Origin of the sequence: Brachybacterium timonense (genome assembly GCF_900258505.1) — a bacterium.
Lineage (GTDB): Bacteria > Actinomycetota > Actinomycetes > Actinomycetales > Dermabacteraceae > Brachybacterium > Brachybacterium timonense.
The window spans coordinates 2,838,177-2,861,195 of record NZ_LT984895.1 but is presented as its reverse complement, the minus strand read 5'-3'; the positions used below and the strand labels follow the sequence as shown (position 1 = coordinate 2,861,195).

The 23,019-nt window shown below is 64.2% G+C and carries 18 protein-coding genes and 1 pseudogene; 14 read left to right on the top strand and 5 right to left on the bottom strand.

What is annotated here, in order from left to right:
• Nucleotides 1–70: 70 nt before the first annotated feature.
• A complete protein-coding gene (locus C8271_RS12765; RefSeq protein WP_106507609.1) occupies nucleotides 71–1,033 on the top strand; it encodes a Fic family protein in 963 nt (320 codons plus the stop codon).
• Nucleotides 1,034–1,491: 458 nt separating this feature from the next.
• Here the strand turns inward: C8271_RS12765 and C8271_RS12760 are convergent, their stop codons facing one another.
• Nucleotides 1,492–2,466, bottom strand: coding sequence for a LacI family DNA-binding transcriptional regulator (locus C8271_RS12760; protein WP_106507608.1), 975 nt, complete (start codon nucleotides 2,464–2,466; stop codon nucleotides 1,492–1,494).
• 230 nt (nucleotides 2,467–2,696) lie between these two features.
• Here C8271_RS12760 and C8271_RS12755 point away from each other — a divergent pair, with 230 nt between their 5' ends.
• From C8271_RS12755 to C8271_RS12740, 4 genes are all read left to right on the top strand, one after another.
• Nucleotides 2,697–3,968 carry an ABC transporter substrate-binding protein gene (locus C8271_RS12755; RefSeq protein WP_106507607.1) on the top strand — a complete coding sequence of 424 codons (1,272 nt, stop codon included), beginning with the start codon at nucleotides 2,697–2,699 and terminating at the stop codon, nucleotides 3,966–3,968.
• Complete coding sequence (locus tag C8271_RS12750) at nucleotides 3,965–4,873, top strand: carbohydrate ABC transporter permease (RefSeq protein ID WP_212591350.1); 909 nt, start codon at nucleotides 3,965–3,967, stop codon at nucleotides 4,871–4,873. Before C8271_RS12755 ends, C8271_RS12750 begins: the two co-directional genes overlap by 4 nt.
• Before the next feature lie 10 nt (nucleotides 4,874–4,883).
• The gene (locus tag C8271_RS12745; RefSeq protein ID WP_106507605.1) at nucleotides 4,884–5,693 is read left to right on the top strand and encodes a carbohydrate ABC transporter permease; all 810 of its coding nucleotides are present in this window, start codon (nucleotides 4,884–4,886) and stop codon (nucleotides 5,691–5,693) included.
• Nucleotides 5,694–5,779: 86 nt separating this feature from the next.
• Complete coding sequence (locus tag C8271_RS12740; RefSeq protein WP_106508077.1) at nucleotides 5,780–7,189, top strand: glycosyl hydrolase family 32; 1,410 nt, start codon at nucleotides 5,780–5,782, stop codon at nucleotides 7,187–7,189.
• A gap of 315 nt (nucleotides 7,190–7,504) precedes the next feature.
• Here the strand turns inward: C8271_RS12740 and C8271_RS14240 are convergent, their stop codons facing one another.
• Together C8271_RS14240 and C8271_RS14530 are read right to left on the bottom strand one after the other, a co-directional pair.
• On the bottom strand, nucleotides 7,505–7,882 hold the full coding sequence (locus C8271_RS14240) for a helix-turn-helix domain-containing protein (protein ID WP_245921140.1): 378 nt from the start codon (nucleotides 7,880–7,882) through the stop codon (nucleotides 7,505–7,507).
• Nucleotides 7,883–7,897: 15 nt separating this feature from the next.
• Nucleotides 7,898–8,107 (bottom strand): annotated as a pseudogene (locus tag C8271_RS14530) (PAS domain-containing protein); the annotation flags it as partial.
• On the opposite strand from C8271_RS14530, the gene C8271_RS14235 reads away from it, so the two are divergent.
• Nucleotides 8,051–8,230, top strand: coding sequence for a hypothetical protein (locus C8271_RS14235; RefSeq protein WP_245921139.1), 180 nt, complete (start codon nucleotides 8,051–8,053; stop codon nucleotides 8,228–8,230). The pseudogene C8271_RS14530 and the gene C8271_RS14235 overlap by 57 nt on opposite strands.
• A 141-nt stretch (nucleotides 8,231–8,371) precedes the next feature.
• On the opposite strand, the gene C8271_RS12730 is transcribed toward C8271_RS14235, so the two are convergent.
• Both C8271_RS12730 and C8271_RS12725 read right to left on the bottom strand, forming a co-directional pair.
• Complete coding sequence (locus tag C8271_RS12730; RefSeq protein WP_106507603.1) at nucleotides 8,372–9,727, bottom strand: D-serine ammonia-lyase; 1,356 nt, start codon at nucleotides 9,725–9,727, stop codon at nucleotides 8,372–8,374.
• A 60-nt stretch (nucleotides 9,728–9,787) separates the two neighbouring features.
• Nucleotides 9,788–11,194, bottom strand: a complete 1,407-nt coding sequence (locus tag C8271_RS12725; RefSeq protein WP_106507602.1) for a GntT/GntP/DsdX family permease — start codon at nucleotides 11,192–11,194, stop codon at nucleotides 9,788–9,790.
• Nucleotides 11,195–11,689: 495 nt separating this feature from the next.
• Here C8271_RS12725 and C8271_RS12720 point away from each other — a divergent pair, with 495 nt between their 5' ends.
• The 8 genes from C8271_RS12720 (at nucleotide 11,690) to C8271_RS12685 (ending at nucleotide 23,017) form a co-directional block, all read left to right on the top strand.
• Nucleotides 11,690–13,654, top strand: coding sequence for a type I restriction-modification system subunit M (locus C8271_RS12720; RefSeq protein ID WP_106507601.1), 1,965 nt, complete (start codon nucleotides 11,690–11,692; stop codon nucleotides 13,652–13,654).
• Nucleotides 13,651–14,934, top strand: coding sequence for a restriction endonuclease subunit S (locus tag C8271_RS12715; RefSeq protein WP_106507600.1), 1,284 nt, complete (start codon nucleotides 13,651–13,653; stop codon nucleotides 14,932–14,934). Before C8271_RS12720 ends, C8271_RS12715 begins: the two co-directional genes overlap by 4 nt.
• A gap of 6 nt (nucleotides 14,935–14,940) precedes the next feature.
• Complete coding sequence (locus C8271_RS12710; RefSeq protein ID WP_106507599.1) at nucleotides 14,941–18,180, top strand: type I restriction endonuclease subunit R; 3,240 nt, start codon at nucleotides 14,941–14,943, stop codon at nucleotides 18,178–18,180.
• A gap of 30 nt (nucleotides 18,181–18,210) precedes the next feature.
• On the top strand, nucleotides 18,211–19,119 hold the full coding sequence (locus C8271_RS12705) for a LysR family transcriptional regulator (RefSeq protein WP_170957894.1): 909 nt from the start codon (nucleotides 18,211–18,213) through the stop codon (nucleotides 19,117–19,119).
• A gap of 88 nt (nucleotides 19,120–19,207) precedes the next feature.
• The gene (locus C8271_RS12700) at nucleotides 19,208–20,074 is read left to right on the top strand and encodes a DUF3100 domain-containing protein (protein WP_106507597.1); all 867 of its coding nucleotides are present in this window, start codon (nucleotides 19,208–19,210) and stop codon (nucleotides 20,072–20,074) included.
• Entirely contained in the window at nucleotides 20,071–20,607 is a 537-nt protein-coding gene (locus C8271_RS12695; RefSeq protein ID WP_212591349.1) for a hypothetical protein, read from the top strand. The genes C8271_RS12700 and C8271_RS12695 overlap by 4 nt, the downstream gene beginning before the upstream one ends.
• Before the next feature lie 56 nt (nucleotides 20,608–20,663).
• A complete protein-coding gene (locus C8271_RS12690; protein WP_106507596.1) occupies nucleotides 20,664–21,515 on the top strand; it encodes an NAD(P)-dependent oxidoreductase in 852 nt (283 codons plus the stop codon).
• Nucleotides 21,512–23,017, top strand: a complete 1,506-nt coding sequence (locus tag C8271_RS12685) for an aldehyde dehydrogenase family protein (protein ID WP_106507595.1) — start codon at nucleotides 21,512–21,514, stop codon at nucleotides 23,015–23,017. Before C8271_RS12690 ends, C8271_RS12685 begins: the two co-directional genes overlap by 4 nt.
• The last annotated feature ends 2 nt before the right edge of the window (nucleotides 23,018–23,019 follow it).

Sequence of the window (23,019 nt, the reverse complement as noted above, 5' to 3'; positions counted from 1 at the left end):
CGCCCGTGCTCTGAGGGCGTCGCACAGCATCGAGAACATCAACGTCTCGGCCGACGAAGCACTGGCCATCGTGGAGGGCGGCGAGGGTGAAAAGGGCATCACTGAGGAGTGGCTCGCGGTGCAGGGCTACTCGGATGCGATGACCTTTGCTCGGATTTTCTCGGGCGAGCAAGGCCGGCCCTTCGATCTCTCCACACTGCTTGCCATGCACTTCATGGTGCAGAAGTACGACCTGTCGAAGCGCCCTGGGCAGATCCGCCGGGGCGACGTCTACGTGATCGATGAGGCACGTCAGCGCACGGCGTACACCGGGCCGGATGCGGACGTGGTGCCCGGGCTCGTCGACGAGCTCCTTGCGTCCCTGGGCGAGCCGCCGCAATCGCTGAGGGATGCCGTGGTCACCGGGGCGATGGCTCACCTCAACCTCGTCATGATCCATCCCTTCACGGACGGCAACGGGCGCATGTCACGCATCCTGCAGTCGATGCAGCTGTTCCGCGCGGGGATCACGGAGGCGGATTTCGTCTCCGTGGAGGAGTATCTCGGCCGCAACACCGCTGACTACTACGACGTCCTCGCCCGGGTCGGTGGCGGTCGGTGGTCTCCTGGCCAGGATGCGCACGCCTGGCTCGAGTTCATGATCACCGCCCATTACCGCCAGGCGATCACGGTCCAGCGGCGACTGTGGCGTGGAGACCGGGTCGCTGAAATGGTCGACTCGCTCATCGCTGAGGAACGGGCGCCTGAACGCTCCGGACCGGCTTTGGAGCTGGTGTTCGAAGGCTGGCCGTTGCGCAATGCGCAGTACCGGGAGGTTGCGGGCGTCTCGGCCAACACGGCGTCACGGGAGCTTGCTGCTCTGGTGCGTGCCGGCGTGCTCGAACAGATCGGGCAGAAGCGCGGGTCCCGATACCTGCCCGCATCGACATTTCGTGAGGCGCTGAGGGAGATCGAAGTCGAGGCTGATCGTCAGTTCAATGCTGGCGCGGACCCTTATCGCATGCTCGCGCAGAACGACGCACTGGTCAGTTAACCCGGTTCACGCGCAACTGTCGTCGGCGAGCTGCGCGCCGGTGATGCTGACGACGCCGTGGGTGACGAGCTGAACGTGGTGTCGTGCTGGTTGGTGGGGCCGCCGTCCCATTCAAGCTTGCGCACGTGGTCATCGTGGCGATGACGGCGCCGACCACTTGCGTGTACTGGTTGACGGCCTCGCTCACGGCGAATGGCTCGATGCACATTCCGCGGCCGGTCGGCGCGAAGCGGACCAGGCTGCGGGCGAGCTCGGTTATCGCGGTGCCTCCAGAGTCAGCCGACGGGCCAGGTTCGTGGGTGCGTCGGGGGAGCGGGGGATCCGGAAATCCCCCGTGGCTCAACGCCGCTCGGCGCGCCCACACTCAACTCCGAAGGGCCCGATTCTCCCTGCCGAGCCTCGGAACCAAACTCAGGACGCTTCAGTCAGCCCGGGTGGACCCGTGTGGGCACAGCCCGTCACCGCAGGACGAGCCGGGTCGCGAGGCGCGAGGTTTTCAAGGGCGCTGCATCGTTCGCTATGCGACGCAGGAGGGTTCGAGTCGCCTCACCCCCGAGAGCGGCGGCGTCTTGCGCGACCACACTGACGCCACCGCAGACAAAATCGGCAAGAGGAAAGTCATCGAAGCCGATAAAAGAGTCAGTCCCGGCATTAAAGCCAGCGCGGATCATCGCCAATGTGGTCAACGAGTTTCCCGAGACTATGGCGGTTGGAGGGTTCGGAAGCTTAGTGAGCCATGCCAGATGGCGACGTGTGCGCTCAACGTCAGGTCGGTGTTCGTAGATCAGAGCGGGATCAGAATCGATATCGTGGTTTGCTAGCGCCGCCCGGTATCCGCGCAACCGCTCAACCTGAGTAAACACACGGGGAGAGTCACCCAAGTAGGCAACCCGCTGATGACCTTTCTCCAGCAGCGCTTCGACAGCCTCCTGCATTCCGCGCACGTTATCCGATAACACCACATCGGTTGGCTCACCCGGCAAGGGGCGATCCACGCAGACCACGGCGGTACGCCCCATCCGATGAAGGAGTTGCGGCCTCGGCGCCTGAGTCGGAGCGAGGATGATTCCGTCGACTTGGCGTGCGGCGAGTGTTGCGAGGATGGTTCCCTCGCGCAGGGGATCTCCCATGCTTGACGAGACGATCACGGTCGTGCCTTCGTCAACAGCGTGCTCCACCGCCAGAGTGACCTCGGCAGCAAATGGCTCGGAAATGTCCTCCACAACTACGGCGATTGACTGTGAAGTGGTCCGCCGTAGGTTTTGCGCAGCAGGGTTTGGGCGATACGAGAGGACCTCGATGGCCCTGAGCACTCGTGCTCTGGTGCTCTCGGCCACGTAGATCTCACGGTTGATGACTCGAGAGACAGTCTTCGTGCTGACGCCTGCGCGATGGGCGACATCGCGGATGGTGGCTGGCCGAAGACGGGTCATGGACGACCTCCTAGTGCTCTTTCGCGGGAGCGAGGGGCGGCAAAATATGTCAACGATGTCAGGCTGCCCTGCCAGGAGCGTTGAGGTCAAGAGCGCACTTCACGAGGGTGAGGCTCCGGACGGCGCCTAGGCGAAGCGACGCCTGTAGCCGGAGACTTAAGACAAAGATGTCATGAGCGCAGCACAGGTGCTTCGCGGTGACGTAGACCGATCGAAAAGAGTGAGGAAGTATGCGACGACGCCGCTTCTTAGCCACCGTTAGCGCCCTGGGACTGGCTGGGACCGCTACCGCCTGCAGCAGCACGACAGATGATGACAAAACGGGCGACCTGCAGTTTTTCAATGACGCCGCGTCGTGGGAGCCAGGGTACCTGGCGGCGGGGGATGTGTTGCGGCAGAAGACGGGGTGGGGTTTATCGCCTCAGACGATCCCTAATGCATCCTCGTATGAGCAGGTCATTCGTTCTCTGTTGCAGACGCAGGATCCTCCCGACCTCGTCAAGTGGGGCAGTGGATATCGAATGCGTGATCTCGCCCGCACCGGGGCTCTAGCAGAAATGAGCTCAGCGTGGGAGGTCTCTGTCGGCGCGGGGTGGCTCGATGACGAAATGCGTCAAGACTTTGCGTTCGATGGCGGCATTTTTGGTATGCCTCTCATTCAGGGCTACTACGTCATGTTCTACAACGTGAGGGTATTCAAGGAACTTGATCTTGTGCCTCCGTCAACTTGGGGTGAGTTCCTCGACGTATGCCAAGCCCTTAAGGCTGCAGAAGTAACTCCCATCGGGACAACTCAGATGAACATCTGGCCAGTGGCGAACTGGTTCAGCATGCTGGCTGCTGCCTATGACGCCGATTGGTATCGTGCGCTGTCTCAGAACGAGGCTTCCTTCTTGGACGATCAGGCAATGGGGCTCATGGAGCTGTGGCAGCAGATGATCCGAGACGGGCTGCATACGAGCGCGGATTCAGTCAGCGACAACTTCCCCTCGATGCTCGCCTCAGGCCGCATCGGAATGCAACCCACCCCTGTTAGCTGGAGCACCCAGTCAATGGAGCTCGCAGGCATGGAGCCCGAGACCGAATTCGACGCGTTTCTGCTTCCAGCCGTGAATGACTCCTCCCCGACCGTAGTCACGGAGATTGCAGGGCTCGTGGTTCCGGAGCGCTCTCGGCGTCGCGCCGAGGCGACTGAAGCGCTGGCCTCCTGGCTCGCTCCGGAAGTTCAGGAGCCCTGGTCCGCCTTCCTCAATGGTTCCAGTGCGAACCAGCAAGTCACGTGGTCCGACCCCGTGAGCCAGCGACTCCAGAGCACTATCCGGGACCAGAACCTTGACGTCGTCAACCGTTACTGGGAGAACTCGCCACCGCCGTTGGTGGTGGGAGTGACGCAGGATCTCGGCGGCTTCATGGCCGACCCCTCTGACCCTCGAGCGGTCCTCGAATCTCTCCAGCGCAAAGCCGAGTCCGAATGGTCCTACTGGCAGGAGGCAACGCAATGAGTTCCGTCACCGACCGCCGTGACGTCCTCTCTGCCCAGCGCCGCCGCGACCGCATAGTCCGTGGCAGGCCGCGCCTGCTATTCATCGCCCCGGCTGTGTTCCTGGTGGGGTTGTTCGCATTACTCCCTTTCGCCCTTACGTTCGGGCGCAGCTTCCTCGACGACGCCGTAGTGGATCCGTCCTTCGCCGGTCTCTCCAGCTACGCCCGCCTGGTCACCGACCCGGTGATCGTCCGCTCGAGCATCAACACGCTGTTCTGGCTGCTGGGCACCGTCGTGATCCCCGTCGGTCTCGGGCTCGCGATCGCCGCCCTGACCAACTCTGTGTCATGGGGCAAGTACGCGCGCCTCGCGATCGTCCTGCCCTACGCACTCTCGGGGACCGCCGTAGCCGTCGTGTGGAACTTCGTCCTCCAGGACACCGGCGCCCTGAACTCCCTGCTACGAGGGATCGGCCTCGGCGCCCTCGCCCAGCCCTGGCTCCTGAACTGGCCCGGTAACACGATCGCTCTGATCATCGCCAACTCATGGCAGGCCACTGGGGTGGCCGTGATCCTCTACCTGGTCGGTCTCCAGGGTATTCCGCGAGAGACCATCGAGGCCGCCGCGCTCGACGGCGTCGATGGGATCCGCCGGTTCCGGCTGGTCGTCGTGCCCCAGCTGCGCACCTCAACCGCTGTCGTGATGGGCATCAGCCTCGCCAACGGCCTGAAGTCCTTCGACCTGATCTGGGTGCTCACCAACGGCGGACCGGGCCGCGCCACCGAGACCCTGGCGGTGTCGATGTACTGGCAGAGCTTCGTCCTCCAGCGCCCCGGTTCAGGAGCCGCCATCGCTGTGGTCCTGACCATCATCGTCGTCGCCGTCTCCGTCGCCTACCTGCGCAAACAGCTGCGCACACACTGAGGAGCATCCCGTGAAGACCCTCCGATCCCTCATCGTCGTCCTGCTCGCGCTGATCTGGTTCCTGCCCACCTACCTGATCGTCGTCAACGCCTTCACCCCCAACGATGCATACACCGGAGACGTCCGCTGGTTCCCGGGCGGCCCGGCCATCCTCGAGAACATGGCCGCGGCCTGGGAGGCCGCGCAGCTCGGCCCGTCGATGCTCAACAGCTTCGCGTACGCCGTGGTCGCCGGGTGCCTCGCCGTTCTAGTGGCGGCGTTCGCCGGGTTCGCGCTCACAGCGATCCCTGGAGGGCGGCGAGTCTTCTGGTTCTGGCTGATCTACGCCGGGTCGCTGTTCCCCGCGCAAGCATTCTTGCGACCACTGTTCACCGGTTACGCAGAGAGCGGGCTCTACGACACGCGGCTGGGGCTTCTGCTGATCTACATCGCCACCTGTATCCCCTTCTCCTTCTTCATCATGCGAAACCACATGCTCACCATCCCCCCAGAGGTCGCCGAGGCGGCGCAGCTGGACGGCGCGAACTGGTGGCGCGTGTTCACACGGTTCCACCTCCCGCTGAGCAGGTCGGCCCTTGCCGCCGCGTTCATCTTCCAGTTCGTGTGGGTGTGGAACGAGCTCCTGTTCGGCATCACCCTCAGCTACAGCGAGCAGATCCGCCCCGTCATGGCGGCTCTTGCGGGCCTGCAGAGCAACTACGGCACGGTCGGCCCACCCGTCGTCCTCGCCGGAGCATTACTCGTCTCCCTACCCACCGTGGTCGTCTTCCTCGCCTTCCAGCGCGTATTCGCCTCCAGCCTCGGCGGCACGCGAATCTGACCCGGGCCGGCAAGCCGCCGGGCCCGCACAGGAGCTGTGGCTCCAACCCGATGCCAACCCACAAGAACAAAGGACTGATCCGCATCATGCCCGACATCCACTACCAGCACCCCGGCACCTGGTTCGGAGACTGCATGCCGTTCTTCCACGACGGCGCGTTCTATCTCTTCCATCAGCGCGACGGCCGCAACCCCGGTCCGCTCCCGGACTGTGAGCCTTTCGGCTGGGCCCTCGCTCGCACCACCGACTTCGTCGAATACGAGGACCTCGGCGAGGCGATCGTTCGCGGAGGAGAGCACGACCAGGACCAGTTCATCTACGCCGGCTCCATCTTCGAGGCCGACAGGACGTTCTACGCCATGTACACCGGCTTCAACCGCGACCACTTCGCGGCGGAGGGCAAGCCTTCCCAGGTTCTCATGATCGCCGAGAGCGACGATCTGATCCACTGGCGTAAGACCAACAAGTCGCTGGTCGCCCCCCAGGAGGGGTACGACCCCGACGACTGGCGCGATCCGTGGGTCATCTACGACGAGGACGCCGACCGGTGGGTCATGATCCTCGGTACACGCAAGGCTGGGCCCAAGACACAACTGAGCGGCTCGACGGTCTACTTCACCTCGACCGACCACGAGAACTGGGAGTTCCAAGGCGACTTCTGGGCTCCGGGGCTGTTCACCATGCATGAGATGCCCGATGTGTTCCGCGAGGGTGACTGGTGGTACCACCTGGTTACCGAGTACAGCGATAAGTCCAAGACGATCTACCGTCGCTCTCGCTCCCTCTATGGGCCGTGGGAGGCGACCGATGACGATGCCTTCGATGGACGTCCGTACTACGCGGCGCGCTCCGTGTCCGATGGCGAGAATCGCTACCTCGTCGGCTGGGTTGCCACCCGCTGGGATGACGACGACACCAAGACCTGGCAATGGGGTGGCACCCTCGTCGTCCACCAGATCGTGGTGCGCGAGGACGGCACGCTGGGCACGAAAATGCCCGACGCAGTACGCGAGCATCTCGCCGCCTCCACGGTGACGACCGTCGAGCCCTTCACGCTCTCGCGGGACGACGGCTTGACCCAGCGGGTCTTGGCTGTGTCTGTGCCGCAGCCGTGTCTTCTCGAGACGACGCTGAAGATTGCTCCAGGCACCCGGGAGGTCAATCTGCGTTTCGGCGAGGACACCGCGACCGACGTCGGCTACCAGTTCTCGCTAGTCATCGATGAGCATCGCCTCGAGTTCGACAAGCGCCCCAACTGGCCTTGGGGACAGCTCGACAACCGCGGCCTCGAGCGACCACTGCCGAACCTCACCGACGGGCACGAGCACAGGCTGCAGCTGGTCCTCGACGAGGACATCGCCACGCTCTACGTGGACGACGTCGCCCTCAGCACGCGGTTCACAAGCCCCGCTGGCGCCGCCGTGGTGCTAGACGTGATCGATGGGTCCGCCGAAATCGGCGCGACGATGATCTCCACGAGCGGCGTCCAGGGCTGATCCCCATCCGCGAAGGGTCTGCCCACCCGCCGGGGTGCGTAGACCCTTCGTTGCTGTCCCCAACACCCGATCAAATGGGGGACGCCTACCCCGCCGAACCGTCGGTGCCCCAGTTCTTCCCGTAACGGGAGCGCGAAGGTCCCCCGGCCACTGGGTCGGGAGGGCTCTCGGCGTGCTGAGCTGCGTGCTCGAAAGTGAGTCTGCTCGGCACCGTCGCCACAAAGAATGTGAGCTGACCTGAGAGACGCAGCTCAAGAGTGCGATTGAGGCAGTGGGCGGGAGCTGTCAACCGGTGCGGTGATCGTCGCAGGGGGATCAGCGCGACTCCGTTTCGCGCCGGACCTGTTGGAGATAGCGGTAGACCGTGGGTTCGGAGATGCTGAGTTGCTGGGCCACTTCAGCTACGGCCCCCCGGAGCTGGAAGAAGCCCTTGCTTTCCAGAGTGCGCACCAGCTGGCTTCGATCATGCGGGGTGAGCCGTTCCACAGGTATTCCGAGCTGTGCGATGGCGCGTTGAACTGCGCTTTCAGTCATCTCTGCGACGGAGGCGGCGAGGGTCTCCGGCTCGTCCTGAGCAGCCTGAGCTGTGTCGGATTCGTCCGGTGATGGCGCAATCCGATGGGAGGTGAGGAGTTCGCCGACGACGTCGTTGAGTTTGTTCAAGATCGTTTCGTCGCTGTTCACGCAGAGCATGCCTACGAGTCGACCGTCGCGTCGGATAAAGAATGTGGAGGAGCGCAGCGCAGTCCGGCCGCGATCGGCCATCCCCTTGTAACCGCTGACGAATGGTTCTGTGCTATCGCTCTGGCGCATGCGAAGCACGAGGTCTGTCGCTGGTGAGCCCACAGTCCGTCCGCTGACGTGACCGTTGACGATGGCGACAACGCTGCTTTCGACCTCAGTGAGGTCATGCAGCACGACTTCGGTGTGACGATCAACCACGTGGCCAAGGAACTCGACGAGCGGGATGAAACTGCGTACATGTTCCTGGTCTGCCTGTTCCCGGGTACCGGGAACGCTGGCGATGGCGTCAGACACTGAGTCCTCCTTGTGGTCCAAGCAAAGTAATGCGGCTGATGCCTGTCGGACCGATGACGCGGCCCTTCCCGGCGATAGCCCGCCGGGAGGTGCCGCGTCATCGTCAGGAGCCGCAGTTGCGGACTCCGGGGCGTGAGGCCAGCGTTATCCAAGCAGGTTGTGCCCGGTCTCGATGTAGCTGTTCATCTCATCCTCCGGCACCATGTTTCCGCCAGTGATCCAGGCGATGTGGGTTGCGCGGGCGAGCTTCTCATCGTCAAGGCCGATCCGCTCCCGATAGTCGGTGGCGGCGGCCACATGCGCGGGGCCGAGCAGGCTGGTCGCGCTCGAGGGCTCCATCCGAAGCCCTTCCGTGTCGTATGCCTGCGCGACGAGGCGGTACATCTCGTCATCAGACACGGTGTAATAGCCGTCGATCAGTCGACCCATCGCCTTTCCGACGAACCCGGAGGGACGCCCGCAGGCGAGCCCGTCTGCTGCCGTGACGTTATCGATGCCGAAGTCCTGCACAGCCACGGCATCATGTGCGCCAGTCATGACGCCCAGCAGCATCGACGGGCAGTGAGTGGGCTCTGCAAAGACGCACCTCACTGCATCGCCGAACTCGATCTTGAGGCCGAAGGCAACGCCGCCGGGTCCGCCACCGACACCGCATGGAAGGTGGACGATCAGGGGATTCTCTTCGCTGACTTCGATCTCCATCGCCTGGAGCTGGCCTGCGAGACGATGACCGGAGACGGCGTACCCGAGGAAGAGGCTCGTCGAGTTCTCGTCGTCCACGAAATAGATAGAGTCATCGCCCTCGGCCTGCCTGCGGCCTGCGGCGACAGCGATCGAATAGTCGGAGTCGTACTCCACGACCTCGACGCCGTGAGAGCGCAGCTTGTCCTTCTTCCACTGGCGGGCATCGGAGGACATATGCACGCTGGCGCGGAAGCCGAGCTTCGCGCTCATGATGCCGATCGACAGCCCCAGGTTGCCGGTGGAGCCGACGGCGACACGGTACTTCCCGAAGACCTCACGGGCTTCGTCAGAGTCGAGGACGCTGTAGTCCGATTCGATCGTGATCAGTTCGTGCTTGAGAGCGATCTCTTCAGCATGCTTGAGCACCTCGTAGATTCCGCCGCGTGCCTTGATGGAACCGGAGATCGGAAGCATGGAGTCGAGCTTTGCCCACAATGCGCCCGGCATGCGGACGTTGTTGCGTGCTTCGATCTGCTGGCGAAGCGAAGGCACCGCCTGCAGTGGCGACTCGATGATGCCAGCGGTCGCAGCAGCTTCTGGAAAGACCTTCTGGATGTACGGGGCGAAGCGCTTCAGGCGAGCAGACGCTTCCTTGATGTCCGATGTCGTGAGGCCGACGTCCGCGATGCCCTCGGCGGCCGTCGGCGCAATTTCAGGGTTGAACCAGGCCAGTTCGTTCATCTCTTGCAACTGAGTGATGAGCGGAAAGTCCGTGATCCAGGATTCGAGGGAGCGTCCAGCGACGGTGGCGGTCATGGTGTCCTCCTTGGGGTGAGGTGGTCGGGATGACGGGGGTGAGTGAGGCAGCGACGCAGATCAGACGACGACGCTGAGTCCGAGCACGGCGAGAAGTGCGACGACAGAACTGATCGTGGTGCCGAGCGTGAGAGTCTTGAACGCGTCGGCGACGCTGATCTTCATGTACTCCTTGTACATCCAGAACAGGGAGTCGGTGACCTGGGTCAGGCCGATGGCGCCTGCACCGATAGCAAGGGCAAGGATCTCGGGAGAGAGCCCCGGATCGGCCGAGATCATCGGGAGCACGATGCCGGCCGCGCTGATCATTGCGACGGTCGCGGAACCGACCGCGAAATGCAGCACGAGAGCGATGAGCCAAGCAACGATGACTGGGCTGATCGGCAGTCCCCCGAGGGAGGTCGCGAGCGCTTTAGCGATTCCGGAAGCCTCCAGAACGGCATTGAAACCGCCCCCTGCGCCGATGATCAGCAGCACACCGCCGATGGGGCCGAAAGCGCTGTCAGTGACGGTGGAGACGTCGGCGAGCTTCATGCCCCGGTTCAGTCCGAGCGAGAAGTAGGAGAAGAGCACCGAGATCAGCAGCGCAGTGATCGGGTTGCCGATGAAGGAGATCAGGCCGCCGACAGAGCTGCCTTCGTCAATGAAGAGGAGAAGGATCGTGCGGCCCACCATGATCAGCAGAGGCAGCAGGATCGTGAACAAGGTGATCCCGAAACCCGGGAGACGGCGAGGATCGACATCCTCGTCGATGTGTGCTGCGACGGAATCAGAGTCGGCAGAGCTGACCCCCGTGGCGTTGCCGGGAACCGCGGGGGAGCCGGGTCCGTCGGCAGCAGCCTCGTGGAGCGTGATCGAGGGCAGTACGAAACGGGCGAAGATCGGGCCGGCGACCGCTGCGGCGGCGGTGGCCACGACGAGGCCGAGCAGGATGACCATGCCGATGTCGGCGCCGAGGGTCCCGGCGATGGCGGTGGCTGCCGGGTGGGGCGGAAGGATGCAATGCACCGTCATGAGCGAGATCGCCAGCGGCACGCCCACCACGATGCGTGAGACGCCCGCCTTTCGGGCCACAACGAAGACCAGCGGCACCAGGAGAACGAAGCCCACTTCGACGAACACCGGGATGCCGGCGATGAGCCCGAGAAGGGCCATAGCCAGCGGCGCTCTGCGTTCTCCGAATGCGCCCACCAGTGAGGCCGCGAGACGCTCGGCCCCGCCGCTCATCTCGAGCATCTTTCCGAGCACTGCACCGAAGCCGATGATCAGCACGAGGAAGCCGAGTGTTCCTCCGACGCCGTTCTCGATGACTGTGGTGATCTCCGACAGTGTGACGCCAGTGGCGACTGCTACCGCGAAAGCAGCGATCACCAGGGCGATCGAACCGTGGAGTTTGAACTTGACGATGAGCAGGACGATGAGGGCGATGGCCGCGATGAGTACGGCGACGAGCGCACCTGTTGACATGGGGTGCCTCCCTGGACGGCAGGATTCATAGAGGGCCGGCGGCGTTACGCGTCACCACTCCGGTGATAGAGAACTTATCTGCGCTGCAAGTCTGTTTATCAGTCCTAGGTCCCGGAGGTGGTCGGCGCCGACGGCGTGGCGTCCTTGCGGGAGGCACGTATTGAGATAGACGCCTTGCCTACGCATGCGGGCGGTCGTAGCGTCGGGTGCGGTAGCGGGAGTGAAACAGTCTCCAGAGCGCCACTCGAGAGACCCGCGCTTCGGCGTGGGTTTCTGCGTTCCGCTTCAACAGCAGCCCGGACTCCGGGGCGGCGGGAATCAACTGCATCGTCATCTGTGCTCAGCCTCGAGCCTGCGTCCCTGTGGAAGCCCTGGTGCCAACGAGGGCGCCCGCGGGCTGAGACCACCACCGATACCCTGGACCTTCCGGCGCCGCACTGCGCCGACGGGGCATATCGCTGTGCCCGCCACGCCTGTCCTCAAGGAGTCCCGCGCATGTCTGCATCACCCACCAACCTCTCTGCGTTCGTGTGGGGCATCGCGGATCAGCTGCGCGGCGTCTACAAGCCGAACCAGTACGGCGATGTGGTGCTGCCGATGACGATCCTGCGTCGTCTCGAAGCGGTGATGCAACCGCATCGCGACACGTTCAGCGCCTTCGCCCAGAAGGACATCCCCGAGTTCGCCCTCGCGAACCTGCTGGAGACGAAGACGGGCCTGACGTTCTTCAACGCGAGCCCGTTCACGCTGGCGCGCATCCTGGAGGACCCGGACTCGCTGCGCACGAACCTCAAAGCGTACGTGGACGGCTTCAGCACCAATGTGGCTGACCTGTTTACCTACTACGAGTTCGACAAGACGATCGCGAAGCTCGATGAGCATGACCGGCTCCTGCTGGTGCTCCAGCAGTTCGCAAGCATCGACCTGTCCCCGGACGTTGTCTCGAACGCCCAGATGGGCACGATGTTCGAGGATCTGATCCGTCGTTTCGCGGCGGCCTCGAACGAGACGGCCGGTGAGCACTTCACCCCGCGTGATGCGGTGAAGCTGCTGGTGGACCTGTTGGTGGCCCCGGATGATGATGTGCTCTCCGGCTACCCGGTGCGGTCTGTCTATGACCCGACGGCAGGCACCGGCGGGATGCTCTCCTTGATGGAGGAGCGTCTGACGGAGATGAACCCGCGGGCCCAGGTGGCGCTGTATGGGCAGGAGCTGAACGACCAGTCCTACGCGATCTGCAAATCAGAGCTGCTGGGCAAGGGCCAGGATGCGGACAACATCGCTCGCGGCGACACCCTGAGGAACGACGCACATTACGAATCGCGCTTTGACTATGTGCTCTCCAATCCGCCCTATGGCGGTGACTGGAAGGCCTCCCGTGAGGCCGTCGAGAAGGAGGTTGCGGCAGGAGGTGCGATCAACCGCTTCCCGGGCGGCACCCCGGCGATCTCGGATGGCCAGATGCTGTTCTTGCAGCTGGTCGCCTCGAAGCTGCGCCCGGTCTCTGAGGGTGGCGGCCGCGCCGGCATCGTGCTGAACGGCTCCCCGTTGTTCACCGGTGGCGCCGGCTCTGGCCCGAGCGAGATCCGCCGGTGGCTGCTGGAGTCGGACCTGGTGGACGCGATCGTGGCCCTGCCCACCGACATGTTCTACAACACCGGGATCGCCACCTACATGTGGATCCTGGACAACAACAAGCCTGCAGCCAGGCGCGGCAAGGTCCAGCTGATCGACGCCCGCACCTTCTTCACGAAACTGCGCCGCAACGTCGGCTCGAAGAACAAGGAGCTGGCCAAACCGAACCGGGATCGGATCCTCGCGATCTACGCAGCTTTCGACGCTCAGACCGAGGAGAACGCGGAGTTCTCGAAGGTCCTCACGCCCGGTGAGTTCGGGTACCGCGAGATCACGGTGGAACGCCCCCTGCAGCTGCGCTTCGAGGTGGATGACGTCACCACCGCCGCAGCCCTCGCCACCCGGCAGGTGACCAAGCTCAGCGCCGACGAGCGTGACGCCGTCGAGAAGGCCCTGCAGGACCTGCGCGGCAAGACCTGGGACTTCCAGCCGGGTTTCGTCCGGGATCTGAAGAACGTGCTCGCCGCCCATGAGGGGCCGACGGGGGCCGCGCTCGTGAAGGCTCTGGCAGGTGCGATCGGCGTGCATGACCCGGAGGCGAAGGTCGTCACCGACGCAAAGGGCAAGCCCCAGCCGGACACGTCCCTGCGGGACACGGAGCTAGTGCCCTTCGGCACTGATATCCACGACTATTTCGACGCTGAGGTCACCCCGTATGTTGAGGGCGCCTGGATCGACGAGACCAAGACCAAGATCGGCTACGAGATTCCGTTCACGAGACTGTTCTACAAGTACGTTCCGCCGCGTCCGCTCGCGGAGATCGACGCCGAGCTCCACCAGCTCAGCCGCGAGATCATCGAGCTGCTGCAGGAGGTGGAGGGGTGACGGTCCAAGCACTCAATGTTGAGTCCTCGGTGCCACTCAGCTCCCTGGCCGATGTGGTTCTCGGGAAGATGCTCCAGCCGCATTCGCAACGTGACGGAGACGTGGAAGTCCCATATCTTCGGTCGGCGTCGATCCAAGACAGCGAGCTCGATCTGGGCGGCATGAAGCGAATGTGGGCTAGTCCCTTCGAAGCTTCAGATCTCGACCTTCGTGCCGGCGATGTTGTCGTAAGCGAGGGCGGCAGTGTTGGGCGTGCGGTGGTATTGCGAGAAGACCTGCCCGGAGTCATCTTCCAGAACTCAGTGAATCGCCTTCGTCCTCGGCATGGGGCGGATGGGCGTTTTCTCACCTATGTGCTGTCATCCATCAGGCACTCTGGCTACTTTTCCGTCTACTGCGATGCCGTTTCAATTGCCCACCTCACGGCTGAGAAGCTTGGGCGCCTGCGGATCCCCGCAGCAGATTCCGATGCTCAGCAGCGAATCGCGGACTACCTCGACCGCGAGACCGCCAAGATCGACACCCTGATCGAGAAGCAGCGGCGGCTCCTCACATTGCTCGTGGAACGCCGTCAGGCAGTTCGTAAGCACGTTGCTCTGCGCGGTGTGGATAGCGATGCCAGGACCGCCTCAGCGCCGGATGAGTGGGCGGGGCAGCTTCCCATTCACTGGCGTTTCGTCCCGCTGCTTGCGGTGAGCCGACTTGGCTCCGGGCATACACCTTCAAAGTCGCGACCTGAACTATGGGTTGATGCGAAGATTCCTTGGATCAGCCTTCGTGACGTCGGAGCAATGCGCGGAATAACGTTTCTGTCGGAGACCCACACATTGATCAGTGAGCGTGGCCTTGCGTCGAGCTCAGCACGGATCCTGCCGGCTGGAACGGTGGTGCTCTCGAGGGACGCCACGATCGGCCGAACAGCGATCATGGGCCGTGACATGGCGACTTCGCAGCATTTTGCTACGTGGACGTGTGGTCCGGAGATTTTGCCCGAGTACCTGCATCTTGTCTTGTCGGATGCCATGCAAGATCACCTTGAATCGCTGACGGATGGATCTACGCTTCGCACTATCGGAATGGGGGACATCTGCGCTCTTCGGGTGCCGCTGCCCCCGGTCGATGAACAGCGGGAGATCGTGATCTTTGCAAGGGGGGTAACCGCCAAGATCGACACCCTGATCGCCAAGGCCGAACGCTTCATCGAGCTCGCGCAGGAGCGTCGCGCGGCGTTGATCACCGCGGCTGTCACCGGCCAGATCGAGATCCCCACGGAGGACTGAGCTGCCATGGCCATCCACAACGAGATCGAGCTGGAGACCTTCATCTGCGACTACCTGTCGCAGCACGGCTGGCTGTACTCACCCGACGACACTGGGTACGACGCGCAGCTCGCCCTGTTCCCTGACGACGTCCACGGCTGGTTATCGGAAAACCAGCCTGAGGACTACGCGCAGGTGGTCCGTCCGGAGGCCACCCCGGCCGTGCAGCAGACGCAGCGTGAACAGCTGGAAAAACGCCTCGCCGCTGTCCTCTCCAAGCCGCTCGGTGACGCCGGCGGCGGCACCCTCGCCGTGCTGCGCCGAGGCTTCCGCATCGACACCTCCACCACGCTGCGGATGACTGAACCCCGGCCCGCCACCGACCTCAACCCTGCCGCAGCCGAGGCCTACGCGCGGATGCGGCTACGGGTCATGCGGCAGGTCCACTTCGACCCGCGCACCGGCGAATCCGTCGACCTCGTGCTGTTCCTCAACGGCATCCCCGTTGCCACCATCGAACTGAAAACCGACGCTACACAGTCCGTCGGCCTCGCCAAGAAGCAGTACCGGCTGCGCAACCCCAAAGCCAGCCCGCTGTTTGGCTTCGGCACCCGGGCGCTGGTCCACTTCGCTGTCTCCAACCGTGAAGTTTTCATGACCACAAAACTCGCCGGGAAAAACACCGCCTTTCTGCCCTTCAACCGCGGGGACAATGGCCACGCCGGCAACCCCGTGAACCCGCACGGCTCCGCCACCGCTTACCTGTGGGAACAGATCCTGCAGCGCGATACCTGGCTGGAGATCCTCCAGAAATTCGTGTTCGTCCGCACCGACAAGGTTGAAGCACCGGGCGGCCGCGCCAGAACCAAGCACACGCTGATCTTCCCCCGCTACCACCAGTGGGACGCCGTCACCCAGATGCTGCGCGACGTCCACACCCTGGGCGCCGGGCAGTCCTACCTCATCGAGCATTCCGCCGGCTCCGGCAAGACCAACACCATCGCCTGGACCGCCCACCGGCTGCTCTCCGCCCACGGCGCCGACAACACCAAGATCTTCGACTCCGTCATCGTCGTCACCGACCGCACCGTGCTCGATGACCAGCTGCAGAGCGCCGTCCGCCAACTAGAACGCACCACCGGCACCGTCGTCGGCATCGACCGCAAACGGCTCGACCAGGGCACCAGCAGCAAATCCGCGTTGCTGAAGAAAACGCTCCTGGAGGGCAACCGCATCATCGTGGTCACCCTGCAGACCTTCCCCGCCGTGCTCGACCTGCTCAAAGGCGACCAGACCCTCGTCGGCCGCCGCTACGCCGTCATCGCCGACGAAGCCCACTCCTCCCAGAGCGGATCCACCGCCACCACACTCAAGCAGGTGCTCAGCCCCGCCGAACAGGCCGACCTCGCCGACGGGGGAGAGGTCGACACTGAGACCGTGCTCGCCGCTGAAGTCAGTGCCACGGGCCGGCCCGAACACATCAGCTTCTTCGCCTTCACCGCCACTCCGAAGGACAAAACCGTCGAACTGTTCGGCCGCCCCCAGCATGACCAGGTGGACGAGGCCGGCCGCCCCGTCCCCACGGCCTTCCATCGCTACACGATGCAGCAGGCCATCGAAGAGGGCTTCATCCTCGATGTTCTGAAGAACTTCACGAACTACGACACCGCCTTCACCCTCGCCCGGAAGGGCCGCAACGGAGAGTTCGAGCCGGGCGAATCCCGTGAGGTTGACCAGTCCGAAGCCAGCAAAACCCTCATGCGCTGGGTGAAACTGCATCCGACGAACATCTCCCAGAAGGTCGAGATCATCGTCGAGCACTTCCGGGAGAACGTCGCCCACCTGCTCGACGGCACCGCCAAGGCCATGGTTGTCACCGACTCCCGCGCCGCCGCCGTGCGCTACAAGACCCTCATGGATCGGTACATCACCCGCTGCCGTTACACCGACCTGGGCACCCTCGTGGCCTTCAGCGGTGACATCACCGACCCCGAATACGGGCTGGAGAAAGTCACCGAGCACAGCATGAACCCCGGTGCAGGCAGCGACCTCGCCCGCACCTTCGAAGGGCCCGGCTACCAGGTCATGATCGTCGCCAACAAGTTCCAGACCGGCTTCGACCAGCCCAAACTGTGCGCCCTCTACGTCGACAAACAGCTCGACGGCGTGCTCGCCGTGCAGACCCTCTCCCGCCTGAACCGCTCCGCGCCCGGGAAAGACACCACCTACGTTCTCGACTTCGTCAACTCCGAAGAGACCATCGAGAAAGCCTTCAAGCCCTACTACGACGGCGCAGACCTCGAGAAAGTCACCGACCCGAACCTCCTGCACGACCTCGCCGACAAGCTCGACGACGCTGGCATCTACAACGCCGAGGACGTCGACGCCTTCGCCGACGTGTACGCTCACCACAAGCCCGGCCAGGGGCAGGAGAAATACATCGCGATCCTCCAACCCATCGCCTACCGGTTCCGAGACGAGCACCACGCCGCGGCCGCCCGCACAGATCGTGACCGTCTTGCCGAGCTCGAGATCGCCCGCAAGGACATGAGCTCCTACGTGAAGCTCTACGACTTCCTCGCCCAGATCTACGCCTTCGCCGACACCGACCACCACCGTCGGTCGATCTTCCTGCGCGAACTCGTCAAGCTGCTGCGCATCGAATCCAGCGGCGAGTTCGTGGACATCTCCGACGTCGAACTCGTCTCCATCACCCAGCAGAACCGCGGCACTGCCGACATCACCCTCACCGAGAAAGCCAAGCTTCGCGGCATCGGCGCGATCGGCGGGGCCCGACCCCGAGACAAGAAGCGTGGTCCGATCGATGAGGTCATCGACCGCCTCAACGAGCTGTTCTCCGATCTGGGTCTGGACGTCAGCCGTGACGATGGGGAGCTGTGGTACCACGGGATCGTCCGCAAACTGCTCGAGGACCCGATGCTGCGTGGCCAAGCCAGTGCCAACAGCCTCGAACAGTTCCTCACCAGCCCCCAGCTGCACCGCCTCGTCCTCAGCGCCGTGTACGCGAGCGCTGAAGCGCACGAAAAGATGAGCGCGATCGCGACACGGGGCGGTGATCCGCAGAGGGAGATCATTGATCTGTTCGGCCGAGGATTCTTCGAGACCGTCCGCGGCGGCGGAAGCGACGTTGGCCTCACACAGCCCATGCCCAGCGACTACGCCGTGACCGGACGCGCCACACCCACGCATCCCGACACCGACCGGCATGCACCGCGCACACAGGAGGAGCCCACCCGCGCGGAGTAAGAAGCACATTCTCGTGCCACCATGCCGGTCATGGACGAGCCCATGCTGGATGAGCGCACGCTGCGGTACGCACGTGCCATCGATGACGCCGGATCAATACGCGCAGCCGCTCGCGCCCTGGGCATCGCTCCCTCCGCGATCCAACGCTCCATGGCCGCAGCCGAACGCCGCCTGGGCACAGCACTGTTCGAGCGAAGCGCCGCCGGAACCCGCATCACCGCCACCGGAGAGGTTGTCGTGCGGCATGCCCGCGAACGAGCCGACCTCGACGCTCGCATGGCAGCAGAGCTCCACCAAGCAACCGCCGGACATGAGGGGACGGTAACGCTCGCTCTCGGGCTCGGCTTCATCGCCGCTGCAGGCGACAATGTGGTCGCGCCGCTTCTCCAGGAGCTTCCCGGCATCATCCAATACGTCCACATCGGAGGGACAGACGAACTCACGGGAGCGCTCGAACGCGACGACGCCGATATCGCCGTTGTGCTCCATGCTCGGCCAGGCGCGTCAGTGACCGTCCACCGCACATCACCCCAACCCATGGGCCTCGCGGTCCGGCCTGGCCATCCGCTTACCCGTCACCGTGCGCCATTGCGCTCGCGCGATCTGGACGGTGTCCCGGCAACGGTGTTGCCGGTGGGATTCGGGCTGCGCACCCTGCATGACGAGTTCGAACGGATCCACGGCATCTCCATGCCTGTCCGGCTCGAGAGCGCCTCCCGGCAGGTGCTGATCTCGGCGATCCGAGCTACAGATCTTGTCGCGCTCCTGCCGCCAGCTTTCACCACAGACAGCGAGGTCGAGCTTCTCGACATCGACGACGAACACTTGCGCGGCGTGCAAGCCGCAGTCCTGACCCGACGCGGCCGCGAGCTCCCACCAGCTGCCCAGCACGTGCTGTCCGCATGCATCAGCTGGTTCGACCAGTCTGGTGTTGCCTGAGAGGCAACACTTCGCGCCGAAATCGGTGCCTTGTGTAGCATTGCGTGCGTCTCTAGGGTCGGGGAGAACTCGACGATGAGGAGACTCCATGGATGCAGCGCGCACCGCGGCCCGCCTCTGGCCCATCCACCTCGCAGTCCTCGTTCTGGGACTGATCGCCCAGCTCATCGGGATCATCAAGATTCCGATCGGCATCGGCACCATCCTGCTGCTGCCGATGCTGTTCGCCTTCGCGTTCGCAGCAGTGCTGAACCCGAACGTCATGCCGGCGATCCGGCGAGTCCTTCCGGCCAAACGCGCCGTTGGCGCCGGCCCCTTGATCATCGTGGCCATCATGCCGTTCATCGCGAAGTTCGGAACAGACATTGGTCCCGGCATTGAGCTCGTGGTCAAATCAGGCCCCGCGCTTCTTCTCCAGGAGCTCGGCAACCTGGGCACGATCCTCGTGGCGTTCCCCGTCGCGATCTGGATCCTCCGTATGGGCCGGGAATCCATCGGCGCCGTGCACTCCGTGGCCCGCGAGCCCAACATAGCCCTGGTCGCAGATCGCTACGGGCTGCGTAGCCCGGAAGGCACCGGTGTGCTCGGCGTCTACGTGATGGGCACACTGTTCGGCACCTTCATCTTCGCCGTCATCGCATCCGTTCTGGCCACAGCTGGCGTCTTCCGAGTCGAAGCACTTGCCATGGCCTGCGGAGTCGGGTCCGGCTCCATGATGGCCGCCTGCGCGGGAGCGCTCGCCGCGGCGGAGCCCGAATCTGCTGACAGCATCACCGCGCTGGCAGGAACCAGCAACCTCCTCACGTACGCCACCGGAATGTACGTGAGTCTCTTCGTGGCGCTGCCACTCGTCGAATGGCTCTATCGGAAGGTGCGCCCCCACGACCCCGGAAACCAGGTTCCCGCGCACCGCGACGCGCAGAGCCCCCAGAGCACTGAGGAGAACCCGGCATGAGCACAGCAGACGCCACCCCCGCCAGCGAGCGGAATTCGGCAGACGAGATCGACGACCAGGAGTTCTCCCCCGGCGACGAGAAGAAGATCAATCTGCCGGAAACGCTGCGCGACCTCGCGATCGTCTCCCTGGTCGCGGTTCCGATCCAGATGATCGCCACCGATCTGTCCGTGGTTGACGTGCTCCTCGGCATCGCCGTGCTGTACGGCATCTGCGTCGTGGGGATCCTGCTTACGAAGTATGTGCCGTTCTATCTGCCGTCCGTTGCTTGGATCTCGCTGGTGGCCATCGCGCTGACCCTGCCCATGCTGCCCTGGTCGCAGGCCGTGCTGCCTCTCGTGGTGGGCATCGACTTCCTCGCACTTGCGGTACCGCCGCTTGCCTACGCCGGTTTCGCTATCACCGCCCGCGAGATGAACCTGATGAAAACGTCGGGCTGGAAGATCTTCGTCATCGCGATCCTCGTGTTCATCGGCACGTACGTCGGTTCAGCTCTCATCGCCGAGCTCATTCTTGGACTCACCGGATCCTGACTGCGCCACCCCCTTACCCCTCGCTGTACAGAGCCATCGACACCCGAAGGAGAAACATGACCAGCACCGACCCGCGACGCACGCGAGCCGTGGTGGGGCTCGGCCAGATGGGAAAGGGCATAGCGGCGAGCTTCGTGCGCGCTGGATACCACGTGCTCGGTGTCGACCCCGGTCCCGTCCCCACACCCGAGGGAGTCGACCGTGTCGAGGCAACCCACGCGATCGCCGACGCACCAGTAGTCGTTCTATCCCTGCCAGGGAGCGCACAGGTAGACGAGCTGGTGCCACTGATCGAGGCGCAGAAGCAGCCGCGCATCATCATTGACGCCTCCACCTGCCCGCCCGACGACACCCGGCAACGTGCCAAGCGTCTGCACGAGGCTGGCCACCTCCTCGTGGACGCGCCGGTGAGCGGCGGCCCCAGCGGTGCTGCTGCAGGTGCCCTCACTGCGTTCCTCGGCTGCCCGGCAGAGCGACTCGAGGAGGTGGTCGACGCGCTCGAACCAATCACCACCACGGTGCACCACGTCGGCGACACGGGCGCCGGAAACACGGCGAAGCTGCTGAACAACCTGCTGTGCGCCACGCACCTCTCCATAGCCCAAACCCTTCTGGCCTGCGCCGCCGACGCGAAGATCGACCCGGCGCGTCTGCTCGACGCGATCAACGGAGCCTCGGGTCGAAGCGCCGTGACCGAAGTGAACCTGCCGCGCTGGGTCCTCAGCGGCAGCTTCGATTCCGGGTTCCCCGTTGGCCTCATGGCCAGAGACGTCGACCTCGCCCTCGACCTGGCGGAGGAGTCAGGCAGCAGCAGTGACGTCGCCCGAGCGACAGCAGCCATGTGGCACGAGCTCCTGGAGAGGACCGGGCCGCGCGACGACTTCAACAGGATGGTGGAGCAGGCATGACGCAGACCAACAGCACAGAGATCGTGCAGCAGCAGCTGCGCACACTGATCGGCACAGGCGAACCCGGCAGCTGGATCAACGGCTCTGTCCACCACGGAGTCGGTGAGGAGATCACGCTCGAGGACCCCGCCCAGGGACAGCCGCTCATCACGTACCGCGACGGAGCAGCCGCCAGCGTTGATCAAGCTGTAGATGCGGCCCATGAAGCTCAGCGCATCTGGTGGTCACAGACGGCATCTGCCCGCGGCAGGGTACTTACGGCCATTGGGCACGCCGTGCGGGAGAACCTCGACGCCATCGCCCAGCTGGAGAGCATCACTGCAGGCAAACCTCTGGCGGCAGCGCGTGGAGAGACCACCAAGGTCGCCGACATGTTCGAGTACTACGCCGGGTGGGCCGATAAGCAGCACGGCGACGTCATCCCCGTGCCTACGAGCCACCTGACCTACACGCTGCGTGAGCCGTACGGCGTGGTGGGTCAGATCACGCCGTGGAACGCTCCCGTGTTCACCGCTGGGTGGCAGATCGCGCCCGCGCTGGCCGCTGGCAATGGTGTTGTGCTCAAGCCCTCGGAGCTGACCCCTCTCACATCGGTTGTTCTGGCTCGGCTCATCGAAACTGCTGGAGCGCCGCCGGGCCTGGTCAGCGTGATCGGAGGTCTGGGCCACACAGCTGGCCAGCGTCTCGTGACGCACCCCGGGATCAGCAAGGTCGTCTTCGTCGGGTCTCCCGAGACCGGTGCCCGCATCGCCGCGGCCGCGGCGGGTGAGCTCATCCCTTCCGTGCTCGAACTGGGCGGGAAATCCGCCAACATCGTCTTCGCTGATGCAGACATCTCCCGTGCCGTGGGCGGCGCAGCGGCCGCCGTCTTCTCCGGCACCGGCCAAAGCTGCGTAGCCGGGTCGCGGCTGCTCCTCCAGCGCAGCGTGCACGATGAGTTCCTCGAACGCTTCGGGGCGCTCGCCAGGTCGATCACCGTCGGCGACCCCCTGCATGAGGACACGCAGATCGGGCCCGTGCAGAACCGGGCCCAGCTCGATCGGATCCGCGCAATGGTCGATCAGGCTGCTGATTCTGCGCAGGTGGTCGCCGGGGGAGAGCAGCTGGACCGGCCCGGCTTCTTCTACCCGCCGACGATCCTTGCGGGAGTGGACAACACCGACGAGATCGCGCAGCGAGAAGTCTTCGGTCCGGTGGTCTCCGTCATCCCCTTCGACACCGAAGACGAAGCCGTGTCACTGGCCAACGCCACACGCTTTGGCCTCGCGGGCGCTGTCTGGACCGGGCGCGTGGACCGTGCACATCGCGTAGCCAGCCAGCTGCGAGCAGGCACGATCTGGGTCAACAGCTACAAGACGATCGACGTGATGGCACCCTTCGGCGGTTTCGGGGCCTCCGGCCACGGACGCTCCAGCGGCCACGACGGTCTGATGGAGTACTCCCAACCCAAGGCGATCTGGGTCGAAACCGACCCGCAGGCGCCGCTGGCCTTCGGGTACTGAGG